At 38.9% G+C, this 15,856-nt stretch carries 12 protein-coding genes; 6 read left to right on the top strand and 6 right to left on the bottom strand.

Translation table 11 applies throughout. The features are described from left to right. Window positions 1–82: 82 nt before the first annotated feature. Window positions 83–328, bottom strand: coding sequence for an acetolactate synthase 2 small subunit (ilvM, locus tag NRL14_RS12290; protein ID WP_077536260.1), 246 nt, complete (start codon window positions 326–328; stop codon window positions 83–85). Then, a complete protein-coding gene (gene ilvG / locus NRL14_RS12285) occupies window positions 325–1,974 on the bottom strand; it encodes an acetolactate synthase 2 catalytic subunit (RefSeq protein ID WP_077536262.1) in 1,650 nt (549 codons plus the stop codon). Before ilvG ends, ilvM begins: the two co-directional genes overlap by 4 nt. A 538-nt stretch (window positions 1,975–2,512) precedes the next feature. On the opposite strand from ilvG, the gene NRL14_RS12280 reads away from it, so the two are divergent. The 6 genes from NRL14_RS12280 (at window position 2,513) to NRL14_RS12255 (ending at window position 9,572) form a co-directional block, all read left to right on the top strand. Then, the gene (locus NRL14_RS12280) at window positions 2,513–4,183 is read left to right on the top strand and encodes a phosphoethanolamine transferase (protein ID WP_149613941.1); all 1,671 of its coding nucleotides are present in this window, start codon (window positions 2,513–2,515) and stop codon (window positions 4,181–4,183) included. Beyond that, the gene (locus tag NRL14_RS12275) at window positions 4,180–4,551 is read left to right on the top strand and encodes a diacylglycerol kinase (protein ID WP_007377290.1); all 372 of its coding nucleotides are present in this window, start codon (window positions 4,180–4,182) and stop codon (window positions 4,549–4,551) included. The genes NRL14_RS12280 and NRL14_RS12275 overlap by 4 nt, the downstream gene beginning before the upstream one ends. Then, window positions 4,542–6,488: an LTA synthase family protein gene (locus NRL14_RS12270; RefSeq protein WP_149613942.1), complete on the top strand. Its 1,947-nt coding sequence runs from the start codon at window positions 4,542–4,544 to the stop codon at window positions 6,486–6,488. The genes NRL14_RS12275 and NRL14_RS12270 overlap by 10 nt, the downstream gene beginning before the upstream one ends. Before the next feature lie 63 nt (window positions 6,489–6,551). Then, window positions 6,552–7,226 (top strand): response regulator transcription factor, encoded by a 675-nt coding sequence (locus tag NRL14_RS12265; RefSeq protein ID WP_024591423.1) that lies wholly within the window; start codon window positions 6,552–6,554, stop codon window positions 7,224–7,226. Then, the gene (locus NRL14_RS12260; protein ID WP_149605652.1) at window positions 7,207–8,643 is read left to right on the top strand and encodes a HAMP domain-containing sensor histidine kinase; all 1,437 of its coding nucleotides are present in this window, start codon (window positions 7,207–7,209) and stop codon (window positions 8,641–8,643) included. The genes NRL14_RS12265 and NRL14_RS12260 overlap by 20 nt, the downstream gene beginning before the upstream one ends. Window positions 8,644–8,693: 50 nt before the next feature. Next, the gene (locus NRL14_RS12255) at window positions 8,694–9,572 is read left to right on the top strand and encodes a TraB/GumN family protein (RefSeq protein WP_306724768.1); all 879 of its coding nucleotides are present in this window, start codon (window positions 8,694–8,696) and stop codon (window positions 9,570–9,572) included. 47 nt (window positions 9,573–9,619) lie between these two features. Here NRL14_RS12255 and NRL14_RS12250 read toward each other — a convergent pair whose 3' ends face one another. The 4 genes from NRL14_RS12250 to NRL14_RS12235 all read right to left on the bottom strand — a co-directional run bounded on the left by NRL14_RS12250 (window position 9,620) and on the right by NRL14_RS12235 (window position 15,014). Then, window positions 9,620–11,026: an ATP-binding cassette domain-containing protein gene (locus NRL14_RS12250; protein WP_306724802.1), complete on the bottom strand. Its 1,407-nt coding sequence runs from the start codon at window positions 11,024–11,026 to the stop codon at window positions 9,620–9,622. Window positions 11,027–11,440: 414 nt separating this feature from the next. Further along, the gene (locus tag NRL14_RS12245; RefSeq protein WP_306724767.1) at window positions 11,441–13,774 is read right to left on the bottom strand and encodes a fatty acid cis/trans isomerase; all 2,334 of its coding nucleotides are present in this window, start codon (window positions 13,772–13,774) and stop codon (window positions 11,441–11,443) included. Continuing rightward, window positions 13,774–14,133 (bottom strand): hypothetical protein, encoded by a 360-nt coding sequence (locus NRL14_RS12240; RefSeq protein WP_149613945.1) that lies wholly within the window; start codon window positions 14,131–14,133, stop codon window positions 13,774–13,776. Before NRL14_RS12240 ends, NRL14_RS12245 begins: the two co-directional genes overlap by 1 nt. An 86-nt stretch (window positions 14,134–14,219) precedes the next feature. Continuing rightward, a complete protein-coding gene (locus tag NRL14_RS12235) occupies window positions 14,220–15,014 on the bottom strand; it encodes a VOC family protein (protein WP_149605649.1) in 795 nt (264 codons plus the stop codon). Between the last annotated feature and the right edge of the window lie 842 nt (window positions 15,015–15,856).

Below are 15,856 nucleotides of genomic sequence, written 5' to 3'. Positions count from 1 at the left end.
AATGTAAGCGGGCATTCCTCATTCTAAAATTGGTGAATAACCGAGTGACTCAGTTACTCGTAAATTATTTTTTAATGCGTAATTACACAGCCTGTTGGTGCTGTAAATTTTGTAAAGTGACTTCTTTAACATCCACCAGCTTGTTTAGCTGGCTTGTTAATAGGTGAATAGGTTTATCACTATCTACCGTCATGGCCACATTATACAAACCATCATCCATATTGAGCTGAAAATGCGTAAGGTCAAAACCACGATGACGCACCACTCGTAAAAAGCGCTCTACCGCTATACTTTGGCTCTTTAATGCAATAGTTAAGCTATGTTTCATTGTGCTTTCTCCGTCATCATTTCGTCGTTAGCAGCCCCAGGTGGTACAAGTGGCCAAACGTTTTCTTTATTATCAATACAGGCATGTACTATGTACGGGCCTTTACTGTTAACTAATGCTGTAATAGCATCATCAACTTGGTTCGCGTGGGTAATTGTTTGCCCAGGAATACCAAATACAGCAGCTAATTGAACAAAATCTGGATTATCCGAAAGGTCAGTTTCAGAGTAACGCCCTTCAAAAAATAGTTCCTGCCATTGGCGAACCATACCCAAGCGCTGATTATCTAAAATTAATATTTTTACAGGTAAATTATTACGGCGAATAGTGGCCAATTCTTGAATATTCATCATTATTGAGCCATCACCCGACACAGTAATAACAAAGTCATCAGGGCGTGCTACCTGCGCGCCAATAGCCGCAGGTAAACCAAAGCCCATTGTACCTGCACCACCACTGCTTAAATGATTACTCGGGTGAGTAAACTTCATGTGTTGTGCTACCCACATTTGGTGTTGACCAACATCGCAACACACAACACCCGTTTTTGGCATGCGTTGGCTCAATTGGTTTAACAAGTACGGTGCATATACCTTCTCACCTGGGTAGTCGTAACGCCACGCGTGCTTAATATTCATTTCTTTATTTGTGTCACACCAGGCTTTAGGTGTTACAAAGCACTCAAGTGCGGGTAACGACGTTTTTAAATCAGCAATTAATGAGGCTTTAGCAGGTTTTCGTTTACCAACTTCAGCGGCATCTATATCTAAATGGATTACTTTTGCTTTAGCTGCAAATTTAGCTAAGTTACCTGTTACGCGATCATCAAAGCGTGCACCTATACATACAAGTACATCACATTCTTGCACCGCAATATTAGCAGCTTGACCACCATGCATACCTAACATACCTAAGTAATGCTCGTAATCTGGTAACACACTGCCTAGCGCTTTAAGTGTTGATACAGCTGGCATCTGCGTTTTGTTTAAAAACTGCATTAACTCGTCTTGCGCATCAGCAGCTTGTACACCACCGCCTACATACGCTACAGGCTGTTTAGCCTCACTCAATAGTTGGTTAGCAATAGCAACTTGCTTTAAATCTAACTCTGGTAAGTATTCATCAGCTGCAAGCCAAGGCTTAAAAGGGACTTGCGCCATTTGAATATCTTTTGGGATATCGACAAGTACGGGACCTGGTCGGCCGCTTTGCGCTAAATGAATCGCTTCTTGTAATATCTCTGCTAAGTCTTCAGCTCGTTCTACCATGTAGCTATGTTTGGTACACGAAAGCGACATACCTAGTACATCTATTTCTTGAAATGCATCAGATCCAATGGCTGCAGTAGGCACTTGGCCGGTGATCGCTAACAACGGAACTGAGTCCATCATCGCATCAGCAAGGGCTGTTATTAAGTTAGTTGCACCTGGGCCCGATGTTGCAAAGCACACGCCTAATTTACGCGTACTGCGAGCATAACCAACAGCGGCAAACCCTGCACCTTGCTCATGGCGAGTAAGGTAGTGTTTGACTGGCGCACCATACAGCGCATCGTAAATTGGCATAATAGCTCCGCCTGGGTAGCCAAATACTTCATTTACGCCGTGTTTGGTCAATAAATCGATTGTTAGTTCTGCGCCTGTCATTAATAAACCCTCATTCCTCAGTGACAACCCAATTACATTTTACCCTTAAAACTAAAAAGCCCTCCGAACGGTTAAGTGCGGAGGGCTTTTTTAATGCTTAAGTTTTTAAAGCACTACGAAGCCCTCGCGGGAATAATCACCACGATAATAATCAGGACTAGGTTAAGTGCGTTTGTAAGCATGTAATTAATACCAAATTTTGTTCAATTATCGCGAAGGTTATTCCTTCGCTTTCTTTTTATATTAGTACCGCGCTAAGCCCTTTAAGTCAACACCAAAGTTAATCTAACAAAAAGACTAAAAGGCAATTTATCAGGTTTTAAAATTCACTATATAAGCTAGTAGTGGTTTTTTTATGCTCTAATTTTATTCTCAGAAATTCACTATTCTTATATCCCTTATTTAAGGTTTGATTAATTTTTGAGAATATTTTTATAAATAAAATTATTTATCACCTTCAGGTAATGCGTAGGTTCTCTTAAGCGACTCTTAAGTGTTGTTGCATAGCATGGCGTTGTTATTTTAAACGAGCCTAAATATGAACATAACTATTCAAACACCAGTACAAAAAAAGCCAAATCGTAGTAAGCGGTTTTACATTCACTGTAGTGCAAATGCCTTTGTAGTGATGATTGCCTGTTATTACTGTTTAGTTATAAACATTCCTTTTATTCAAGGTTCGTTTAGCGCCATAACCTCTCTTGCATCTTTTTCATGGCTATTTTTACTTTCAGTCCCGCTACTTTTGTTATGCCTTTTAATTATTTTCTTTTCGATAGTGTCGGTTAGGTGGTTACTAAAACCAATTAACTACCTTTTACTGATAATTTCGAGTGCCGTGCTTTACGGCTCATTAAATTACGGCGTCGTGTTTGACTATTCGATGATTCAAAACACGTTCGAAACAGACTCAAGTGAAGCGCTGAGCTATTTAAATCCGCAGCTCATAGGCTTTCTACTACTGTTTTGTGCGCTACCTGTTTTTATATTAAGCAAAGTAAAAATACATTTTACCCGCCCTCACCAAGAAGCGATTAGTCGTATAAAACTTATTGTAGCGTGCTGCTCATTAATTGCTTTAGTGGTCGTAAACTTTTACGCCGACTACGCAGCCACAGGCCGCAATAACCGCATTTTGAAAAAAGAAATTATTCCCTTTCAATACCTCTCTAGCAGTTATAAATATATGCGCGATCAGCTGCTGTATACCAATATGGAATTTAAAAATATAGATGCAACACCCACTCTTATTGCGCCTAACACCACCAGCGTAACAGTTATGGTTGTTGGCGAAACCGCACGAGCAGAAAACTTTGCTTATCAAGGTTATAAGCGCAACACCAACCCTTATACACAAAAGCATAATGTAACGTATTTTAATAATGTGGCGTCTTGTGGCACCGCTACTGCAGTGTCTGTGCCGTGTATGTTTTCACTGCAAACACAAAATAACTTTGATCGATTAGCAGCCGACAACCAACAAAACCTGGTTGACTTAGCACAACAAGCTGGCAGCGACGTACTGTGGGTTGATAACAACAGTGGCTGTAAAAACGTATGCACCCGTGTTGTTAATATTGATATCCCAACCACCCCATCAGCGCTTTGCGATGGGAAATATTGTTTTGATGAAGCACTCCTTGCTCCACTTAAACGCAAACTCGCTAATTTAAGCCAAGCTAACACCGTTATTGTCCTACATATGATGGGCTCACACGGGCCAACCTACTTTAAACGCTACCCAGAAAAATTTAAGCAATTTACGCCCACGTGCGACAGAAGCGACATTCAAAACTGCTCACTCGATGAATTAGTTAATACCTACGACAACACAATTGCGTACAGCGACTTTGTTAACGCCCAGGTAATTGAGCAATTAAAAGCACTGCCAAACAACATAGATAAACAGTTTTTATATGTCTCCGATCATGGCGAATCACTTGGCGAAGGTGGGGCTTATTTACATGGTTTTCCGTATAGCTTTGCACCTAGCACACAAACGCATGTTCCTCTTTATATGTGGGCTGATGAGCATAATCAGCGCATTACCAATACCTGCTTGGCTAATTTAGACACCACTGCTGCACGCTCACACAACAATATTTTTCACACCCTTTTAAATTTAATTGGCATTAAAAGCAAAACGTATCAGGCATCACTTGATTTACTTGCTAGCTGCCAAACAACACCAAGCGAAATAAAACTATGAGTAATAAAACCGTTATAAAACGCCAAGGCTTAATGCGCCTTATTTTTACCTTAAGCCATTCTTTTAACGGCTTAAAATGGATGAGTCGATTTGAAGCGGCGTTCCAACAAGAGCTAGCACTGTTTTCGTTACTCGGTGTGTTTGTGTGGCTACAAGAAATTGCACTAAAGGATAAATTACTGCTTATAGCCAGCCTGCTTTTTGTATTGTTTGCTGAGCTGGTAAATACAGCAGTTGAGGTTGTAGTTGATAGAATTGGCAGTGAATACCATGAGCTTTCGGGGCTAGCTAAAGATATAGCCTCTGCAAGCGTGTTTATAGCTATGCTAATTGCCGCTCTTATTTGGTGGGCTGTGTTATGGGCATAAAGCTAACTTTTATACCTAAAATACAAAATGCACTTGGCCCTGTATGGATTTTTGTTGTATTTGCTGTTTTAGCACTTAGCTTTTTAACACTTGCTCGCTTTGGTTTAAGTGTATGGCAAGTGGAGCGTGTATTTGGATCGCATGCGTGGTTGTCTATATTTATAGGTGGTTTAAGAGTTGATATAGCCACTCTAAGCTACATTATTGTGCCCGCATTACTACTTACCTTAATGATGCAAAGCGTAGGTTGGCAAAATAAAGTACGCGGCCTCATTAAAATTTATTTAGTGGGAATGTCTGCTTTACTTGTTTTTTTTGAAGTGATTACGCCTACGTTTATAAACGAGTACGATTTACGCCCAAACCGCTTATTTATAGAATATTTAATTTATCCTAAAGAAGTCTCAAAAATGATTTTTTCAGGCTATAAGTTAGAAGTATTTATTGCTGTTATAGCACTTATTTTAAGCTGTAAATTTGCAAGTAAAGTATTTAGCAATCAATGGCAAAGCAAGTCATCACTAACAGGCTTAAATCAATCAATTTTAGCGCTCGTTTTAGTATGCTTAACTATTTTGGGCGCCCGCAACTCATTAGGGCACAGACCACTTAACCCCGCCATGGTCTCGTTTTCTACTGATCACTTACTTAACGACTTAACCCTTAACTCACTTTATAGCGTCGCGTTTGCAGTTAAGCAACTTTCTAATGAGCAATCAAGCCAAGACTATTATGGCAAAATGCCTACCGATGAATTGCTTAGTATTGTGCGTAGTAACATGCAAAACACGCAAGGCACATTTAGTGATGTAACCGCCCCTACAAAAACGTTTCATGGCGCAAGTAATATAGGTAAACCCAAAAATCTAGTCATTATTTTACAAGAAAGTTTAGGTGCTCGTTATGTAGGCACGCTTGGCGGTTTACCACTTACACCTAATATAGACGCCCTTTATAAACAAGGCTGGGGATTTGATAATTTATACGCCACGGGTACACGTTCAGTGCGTGGAATTGAGGCGGTAATTACAGGGTTTACACCAACGCCTTCGCGTGCGGTTGTTAAGCTTGATAAATCACAACGCGACTTTTTTACCATTGCTGATTTTTTAGCGAAGCAAAATTACAACACGCAGTTCATTTATGGTGGCGAAAGCCATTTTGATAACATGCGCAGCTTCTTTTTAGGCAACGGTTTTAAAAGTATCGTAGATACAAATAACTTTAAAAAAATAGACTTTAATGGCTCGTGGGGCGCATCAGACGAAGACTTGTACGACCAAGCCAATATAGAACTTACTAAGCTTAAAAATCAAAACAAACCCTTTTTTAGCCTTATATTTTCAAGCTCTAATCATAGCCCGTATGACTTTCCTGACGATAAAATAACGCTGTACGATAAACAAAAACAAACTCGTAATAATGCTGCCAAGTATGCCGATTACGCACTAGGCACCTTTATCGAAAAAGCTAAAAAATCGAGCTACTGGGACGATACCGTGTTTATAGTTATTGCCGATCACGACTCACGCGTATCTGGGGCAAGTTTAGTACCGGTTGATCACTTTAAAATTCCGGCCGTTATTTTTGGTAAAGGTATTACTCAAAAACGAGATAGCCAACTAGCCAGCCAGATCGATATTCCTGTGACTCTACTGTCTTTAATTGGCGCAAGTGGTAAGCACCCTATGATAGGCCATGATTTATCAAAGCCAATTAGCGACAACAAACAACGCGCAATGATGCAATACGACAAAAACTTTGCCTACATGCACGATAATAAAGTGGTGGTGTTACAACCACAAAAACCAGCAACCACCTATACGTATAGCAATAACCAGCTTGTGCCATGTGAAAACGATGAGCAATTAGTTAAAAAAGCCCTAGCCCACGCGAACTTAGGTAATTTAGCCTACACAAATGGTTGGTATCATTAACCAAGTGACTTGATAATAAAGCCTTGTTAAAGTAACAAGGCTATTTTTATAAACCGAGTAAACATGAAAATCCTCGTTATTGAAGACTCTGAAGCACTAAGACGCAGCTTGCAAGTTGGCCTTAGCAACCTTGGTTTTACCGTAGATGAAACAGGTGATGGCTCAGAAGGGTTGAGTATGGCACTGAGTGGAAACTACGACCTCCTCGTACTTGATTTAATGCTACCGAGCGTTGATGGCATGAGTATTTTACAAGCACTGCGCAGCAGCAATAGCCAAAGCCGTGTGCTAATTTTATCGGCACGAAGTGAGCCTCAAGATAAAATTAGCGGCCTTATGAAAGGCGCTGACGATTATTTAACTAAGCCATTTTCGTTTGAAGAACTCCATGCTCGCGTCCTTGCATTACTTCGTCGCGGTTCACTGCAAAACCAACAAAATACCCTTACCGTAGGTGATTGCGTATTAGATCTGTCACTTAAAACTCTTCATTACAAGCAACATGCCATTGAGCTCACGCGTAATGAATACAAAATAATAGAATGCTTATTTAACGCTCCAGAGCGAGTATTAGGGCTCGAGCTTATAAGTGAAGCCGTGGTAGGTCAGTTTGATATGCTCTCTAAAAATGCGCTTGAAGCACACATCTCAACCATACGTAAAAAAGTAAGACAGTTTGATGGCGAGCTCCCGATAAAAAACAAACGTGGATTTGGTTATGTCGCAACAACAAAATAAAAGTCACTCAATAAAACGTAAACTCGTTAATAATATTAGCGCTGTGATCTCGGTTATTTTATTCACCATATTTTTAACCGTTGATTTAAGTGTTGATACTTGGGTGGAAGATCAGTTCAATCAGTCTTTAACTAACAAAGCTAACTACTTAAAAACCTTAGTTGAAGATGACAACAACGTGGTTGAATTTGATTTTGCTGGTGAGTTTATGTCGGAGTATGAAGCAGCCGATGCCACGGAGTTTTACCAGTTATGGCATGGCCGTGATGTGTTTGAGCGCTCGGACTCATTAGCGCTTTATGAAAATGCTAACCTGCCTTTTTTAGAAATGCCGATAAACGAATCTAAAATTATAGATTACGAGCTTCCTAACGGGCGTGATGGCCGCGCACTTATAAGTCACTTTGTAGCCCAAAAAGATGATAGAAATCCCACTCACTCTGCTGTTTTTAATACCATGACGCTTGCAATCGCAGCGCCCACCTCCGAACTTAATAAAGTACTGATTATTATTGATGTAGTCTTTATTTTAACCTGTGTGCTTGGTGTGTTTGGTGTGCGCTATTTAGTGACACGTATTGTAAATAAAGGCCTGCACCCTCTACACAATTTAAACGACCAAATTAAGTTACTCGATATTACCGGTGTTGCGCAAACAATAGAAAGCGACTTTAAAGTAGAAGAAATAGAACCTATACGTAACGAGCTAAATAAGTTTATTACCGTTAATCAGCAACTCTATAGTAATGAAAAACGCCTAACAAGCGACATTGCACACGAGCTTAAAACCCCAATAGCTGAACTCATAAGCCTCTCAGAGGTGGCTATTCGCTACCCTGACGATAAACGCATTAGCGACACCTATACCAGTGATGTACTTAATATTTCACAGCGTATGAAAACGATTGTTAGCAACCTCTTATTATTGCAGCGCTCAAGTAGCAGTACAATGCAATTGGATGCACAAAATATCATTCTAAATAACTTAGTAAATCAAATTATTGATGAGCTGACCTTTAAGCATCCAAGTATTAAAACGCGTTTAAATAACGAAATAAGTGACGAGATTACACTTAATGCTGACGAATTTAGTTTAAATACCATTTTATGTAACTTAATCGATAACGCACTATTTTATGGACTCCCTGAGGCACCAATTAAATTAACTGCCGTAAATAACAGCACAAACATGACTATCTCTGTTAGTAACAAAATAAATAAACCACTAAGTAGTGAACAGCTCACTGCTATTTTTGACCCGCTCTATCAGCTAGATTCATCTAGAACTAATAACCAGCGCCATGGTTTAGGATTATCAATTGTACAGAGCTTATGTAGCTTAAATGGCTTTACTATCACGGCCAGTAATACCGAAAGCAATACGTTAACGTTTATATTAACGTTACCTCTGAAGTAAATTTAGGTTAGTATTTACACTACTAACCTTCGAGATTTTAAGGACAAACCATGAATGCTCTTACCCGTATTAGCCACTTTTTTATTGTGGCATTACTTATAATATTTAGCCTTAACAGCTATGCAGCTCCGGCCTTATATAAAATAGAAAAAAATGGCGTTAGCTCTTACTTATTTGGCACCGTACACGTTGGTGATGCCAGCATGAAAGGCTTACCTAAAAATGTAACCGATGCGATTAGCGCAAGCAAAGAAGTCATTGTTGAAGTTGATATAAACAAACTTACTCCACTTGAAATGCAACAGCGTTCAATGCCATTTATGATGCTAAGTGACGGTAAAACATTGCAAACTGAGCTTTCAAAGCAAAATTATACCAAGCTAAAAGATTACTTTGCTAAAAAGTCGATTGATATTGCTATGTTTAATGGCTTAAAGCCTTGGGCTGTTATGGTGACTATGATGCAAATTGAATTTCAAAATGCAGGTTATTCAGATAAAACCGGCATAGACAAGCAAGTGCTTAGTTATGCTAAAGAGCATAATATTAAAATTGGTGAGCTTGAAACTCTAGAGCAACAACTACAAATGTTTGATGGTATGGCGCTATTAAGCAATGAAATGATTGAAGAAACCTTTGAGCAACTAGCCGATATTAATACTTACTTTATCAAGTTAGTTAATGCATGGAAAAGCGGTGACATGGACACACTAACCGATTACTACAACATGAGTTTTGATGACAGTAATTACGGTGAAATTAGCGAGCAAGTAATGCTAACTAACCGCAATAATAATTGGGTTAAACAACTCACACCGCGTTTAGCAAACGAGCAGCTATTTATTGCTGTAGGCGCTTTGCATTTACCTGAAAAACACGGGTTACTTAAACAGCTTCGAGATAAAGGCTTTAGCGTTATTCGTCTTTAAAATAAAAATGGGTTGAGTGAATTCTCGCTCAACCTTTCTCTAAGCTTTTAATGAAAGTCTTCCATTTTTAAGTAATTCTCTATTCCTTTAATTTTGTCTGCCGCATGATGATTTACATAAATCACAGTACTTGTATTGGCAGCACAAATTTTCTCTATTAGTAGCAGTACACGCTGCCTGTTTGCTTCATCTAAGCCCAAGCAAGGTTCATCTAAAATAAGTAACGTTGGATGTTTTACCATAGCCCGCACAATTAATAATATACGCTGATCGCCGTACGATAGCTGGGTGAATGAGGTATTTTGTTTATCACTTAAACCAATAAATGCCAGCCACTGTTGAGCAATATTAATTTGTGCGTCGCTCGGTTTTTGATATAAACCTATGCTGTCGTAAAATCCTGAAATAACAGTATTTAAAGCCGATATACTTACGCGGTAATCCATATGTAGCGCGTTAGATATAAAACCAATATGCTGTTTTATATCCCAAATACTCTCCCCGGTTCCGCGTTTAAAACCGAACACTTCAATGTCATTGTTATAACACTGTGGGTTATCACCTGTTATTAAATTTAATAGGCATGTTTTGCCTGAACCGTTCGCTCCACTAAGCTGCCAATGCTGATGCTTTTTTATAGTCCAATTGAGATTTTTGAATATACTTACATCACTATAACTAACTTTAGCATTACTCAATTTAACTAAGGCATTACCGGTGAATGCCTTTTGCTCTTGTTCGGTATCCGGAGATGGCACATCCAATGAGGTATGTTCTAAATGAAGTAGTTTTAGTAAATCACTCAATTGCTCACTGTCTGGCTTTGCCAAAGTATGTAACAAGCAACCTTGGTTTACATAGCCATAGTGAGTAATGAATGAAGGGATTTCGTCTAGGCGGTTTAGTACAAAAACAAAAGTAATTGTTTGGCTAAGCTCTATAAGTATTTTATTAAGTTGCTGGCACGATTGTACGTCGAGTCCATCAAATGGCTCGTCAAGCACGACTAAGTCAGCATTTGAGCTAAGTGCTTTAATTAATAAAAATTTTCGCGTTTCACCCGTTGAAAGTTTTCTAAAATGTCGAGTTAATAATTCATCAAACTTAAATAGCTTTATAAGCTGCTTACGTAAATCGATATTATAATTTTTATCTATAATAAGCTCTTTTACTAGGCTATTTTTTTCTTCTTCTAGCTCTTTATTCAATAGCTGTTTTTGCGCATCAGATGAAACAAGCAGTAGCTTTTTAAACGTACACAATCTTTGACCATTTTCATGCTTAGCCTCACCAACTAACGCCGCCGTTAATGCTGATTTACCTGCGCCATTGCCACCTAGAAGCAACCAATGCTCACCTTCGTTAACGTGCCAGTGTAAGTTGTGGATGCAGTAGCTGCTTTGACCTTGGCCTTGTAAAGAGCCACTGAATTGCTGAAATTGAATTGATTGCACAATAGACTGCACACTAACTTCCTATGTGAATATTAAAATCATAAATTAACGTATTTCAAAAGTACTTAGCAAGTGAGTTTTCGTCATTTAAAGCATTGAAAATAAAGGACGCTTAACAAGCGTCCGCAGCTATCTTTGTGGATTGGTATTATATAACACTCATAAAATAAAAAAGCCCAGCTTAAAAGCAGGGCTACTAAAATGAAGCTATCTAATTGCTCTGAACTCTGGATAATAAATCTATCCCAAACAATTATTTTCAACGCTAACTACGTTGAATTTACTTGCAATAGTCGAGCTATTGACGCATAACTCGCCTTGTTTTCACTGAAAATCTCTGGCTAGAGACAAATCCACTTAAATATTATTTAGGTTCAATATGTTAGTAAATATTTTAACCAGAGTTTAGATTAATTATCTGTTTTCTAAACGGTTATAATCAAACATTCCATATTCAACACCACGATATTTTTTAGCCGTGTCGTGCAAAATATCACTGTATTGCCAAAATTGTGGATGAGTCCGTCGGATACCAAACTTAGATTTTAGTGTTCTATAATCAGCTTCTATTTGCATCATAGGCAATTGCTCGACAAAAGCATTTACTTGCTGATCGTTATTTAAATACCAAATAGCTGCTGGATAATCACCTATAAAGCCAGGAACAATCGTTGCGGTATCTTCATCATAAGCACGTTGCCCATCTTCGTTTAATAAACTAGATATATTGTAGTGCGCATTATGATGGATAATCGTGTACGCCTTATGGCTATCATCAGTTTGCTTAACTAATACAAAAGATAATTGCGGTAATAAGTTAACAGCTTTTGCTGGCATAGAGTTAATTACACTTAGATCTTTAGGCACTTGAGTATAATCATATTGCTCATTTAACACAGGTGCTAACGCTTCTTTCATTAACTCATAAAGCTCGTGTTGAGGATCATCCGTTTTATACTCAATACCACTGGGTTGACTAAATTCGCGATTATTTTTAAAAAACTTAGCTAAGCTTGGCGGTGATTTTCGGTACCAGTATTTTTTAATTTGATTGCGTTTATTTTCAGGTAATAAAGCTAAAAAGTTTTGCTCTCCCTCTAAACGTAAAAAGTCCATATACAAACGCGTCACTAATTGATGGCCTATATTACCGTACACATCAAAACCAGCGACCAGTAAGTAATGAATACGCTCAAACAAAGCATAATCAAGTACCCACGTTGTTTTTGGCTCTTGTCCAATAAAACCTTTTACAACAGTCGCACTGTCAAAATGACGAAAAATAGTCAGTGCCGCATTTTTATTATGCCCGTCGCCTTTCCACAATAAATCAGTTGTTAGATGCTCCCCCCCCTTAAACAGATCATTAGCCAGATCAACTTTAGCTCGTAAATATTTTTGCTCTAGTGCTGAATATTTTACCCAGTTAGAAATTGGTAATGCGTTACTTTCCTCAGCAGCTGGTAGCTCTAATGCTTCTTCGTGGCGCATCAGCATTTGACCAACAGCTGGCGTGGCCACTTTAGCTGGATCAGCGAATGCAACCCAAAAGTGGTCATTAATTACATTCAAGGCAATTTGACCACGACACACAGGTCCTTTAATAAACCCCATGATGATCAGCTCTGCTTCATCAAGCATAAATTGATATTTAGAATTAATAGGGATTACTTCAAATGTTTTAAATGGATTAGATGCAGACTCAGCCTTATAACTTGGCATTTGCGCAACGGTATAATCTGGCGCAATAAATTGCTCATACAAACGCAGTAACTTAGCTTCATTAAGCTCAAGTGGTAAATGCGTCTTGGAAAGTATTGTTGTACGCTCTTGCATAAAACGATAATAAACGCGGCTAACTTTAGGGTCATCATATGGGCGGCGCGTATTTATTAGCTTTATTTTTTCACCCGGAGGTGTGCTTGAACGGACTAATTTAAAAAAGCTCTGTGGATTTTTAGGCGTAAAATAAATATGAGCTAAAAACCAATGCTCATAAATGTAACGAGCAGATAGCTGATACTTTAAACTATCTTGGTTTAAAAATGCTTCCCAACCCTTTATTTTATTTTGCTCGAATTTACTTGGCGGCGCAATATGCGACATTTTACCACCCGTTTTGAGCCATTGCTGTAAATGATTGAATTCATCCCGTGATACACCAGGCAAACCATAAGGCATGCCGCCATGAGGCTGCTCATCTGCTAATCGGTCAAACTCTCCCATGGTTGCGCAGGTTTGAGCGCGATTTAAAGAAAAGTCGAATTCATCATCTAGTACTTCATTTGTTGGTAGTTCATGGCTTTGCTTTAACACCAAGCTATTAAATAAAACACTTCCGGCTAAATTTGCTTCTTCAGTTTGCGCACGTTCATTAAGTACTGGGGTAAAGTTTTTTTCTCGCCATTGCTGAGTATTAGTTGCATCAAATAATAAGCGACTTGGAGTCGTTGCTAATAATCGAGTTCCATCATAAACCAGTTCTTTACTCAGCCCTCGGTCAATACCTTCTGGAGATGAAAGCTTAAGCTGGCAAGGTGCGTCATAACAACCATGGCAAACGACGCAGCGGGTATCGAGTACTGGTTTTACGTTTTGTAAAAAATCAGCGCCAGCTAAGGTAGAATGCGGAACAATACGCTCTTGCGCTTGCTCAGACCCAAATAAATCATCGTAGTGTGCATTACCTAAGTAAGCACAACCACTGAGAATAATTAGTACGAATATGCTTATTATTATTTTTTTCATTAGTCCTCGTCACCTAAATCGAAGGTGGGCATCATATCCATTTGAGGAGAAACGAATGTCTTTTGACCTTCAGTATTCAAAACAACACTTAAAAGAGGCCCATGCGTTAATGTTATTTGCGCATCATGTTCTTGGCTCAATATGTTTAAATACAAAGGGGCAGTAATAAGTAATTCATAACTATCAATGGTAATACCTACACTGCTATCTTCACTTGGATTTTGGCAAATTTGAGCAAGTAACTCATCATCAAGTCCAATTGATATTTCAAAATCAGGCTGCTCTAAATCTCTATCACTTAATGATTCATCTAATAGAAATAAAGGGAGGGTTAAATTGCTATCTTGTTCAAATTCCATTGCGTTCTCTGCACTTTCTGACGATTTAATTGGCGAGTATTATAACAAACTAGCGAGTAAATTAACGCTAAAGCTAATGTAACTATTTAAACGTCACCCATAACAGATTCGATCACAGAAAATACAGCACCTTGAGGGTCGCATATAACACTAAAGCGACCAACATCGGGGATGTCTGTTGCAGGAACACATACTTGCCCGCCTAAGTTAGCGGCTTTACTAACAATTACATCGCAACTCTCTACTGCAAAATAAATCATCCAATGAGCAGGGGTATCATCAGGCCATTCACTTGTCATTTCAAGCATACCGGCAATTGGTTGTCCATCGACTAAAAATAAAATGTAGTCCATCCCTTCCATAGGCTTTATTTCGCTTTCCCAGCCTAGTAAAGCACAGTAAAAGTCTCTACTTACTCTACTATCTCTTGTTGCTAACTCATGCCAATAAGGCGTATTTAATTCACCTAAACGCTTACAACCTTTATGCTCATTGCCTTGCCATAGTGCAACAGTGGCACCTACTGGATCTTTTAGCATAAGCATGCGACCTGCATTCATAACATCATGAGGGCCGGCGATAACTTCAGCACCTAGTTCTTTAGCTTTTAGCGCACAATCATCAACATTATCGACGGCAATGTAAGCCAGCCAATGACTTGGGATCCCTGCACTAATTTGCTCTTTAGGCATTTCGTACATTGCAGCGATATCCTCAGCTTGCTTTTGTAGCATGGTGTAGTATATGTTCTCTCCAATAGGTTGATCGTCATGTCCCCAATCAAATAATGATGTATAAAACGCCTTACCGTCTTTCCAATCGTGCGTACAAAGTTCTGACCAACAAAAAACACCATGTGGATGATTATCAATTTCACTCATTATTAAACCCTTATTATTCTAATTTTATTTAAACGAGCTCTGTCACATTTTATAAACTACTTAATTGAACAGATCATAAATTGAGATTAGAGCAATAACTAATCAGAGTCGATAAATAAAGGTATTATTCTAAAGTTAGAAAAACGTATTTTAAAAAAAGGGATATTGAGAATATGTTTTTATTATTTTATAGATCTGAGATATTGAGGAGTTTTATTGTGTTTTCATTATATTTTAAGCGTCGGGAGTCGCTACGCTTGCCCGATCTACATGATGGGTGTTGGATGAGTGTACATTAATTGTTCTACTTTCACTTTTCTGCAGACGTAAAAAAGCCCGGCTCTTTCGAATCGGGCTCTCTACAATTTGAGGTCGGTGCGCTACGCAGTAGGATGTCGTAGTGCCCACAGCGGTGGAGAGTCACAGTGCAAATGCTGCTGTATTAGCCGACTGAGATATTAAGAGGTTTTGTTGTAATTTCAGCGTCGGGAGTCGCTGCGCTCGCCCGACCTACGTGCTAGGTGTTGTGTAAGTGTGTGTTAATTGCGCACATTTTACTTTTCTGCAGACGTAAAAAAGCCCGACTCCTTCGAATCGGGCTTTCTACAATTTGAAGCCTGGTAATGTCCTACTTTCACATAGCAAATGCTACACTATCGTTGGCCGGGGCTCGCCTTCGAGCTGTTTTGTTTCACTACTGAGTTCGGCATGAGCTCTTGGCTATTTGTTAAATCCCAAACAGTAAAAAACCCGTCACATTGCTGTAACGGGTTTCTTTAATTTGAAGCCTGGTAATGTCCTACTTTCACATAGCAAATGCTACACTATCATCGGCGCTGTTT

This window comes from Pseudoalteromonas sp. 20-92 (assembly GCF_030847595.1).
Lineage (GTDB): Bacteria > Pseudomonadota > Gammaproteobacteria > Enterobacterales > Alteromonadaceae > Pseudoalteromonas > Pseudoalteromonas fuliginea.
This window is presented reverse-complemented; position numbering and strand designations above follow the sequence as displayed.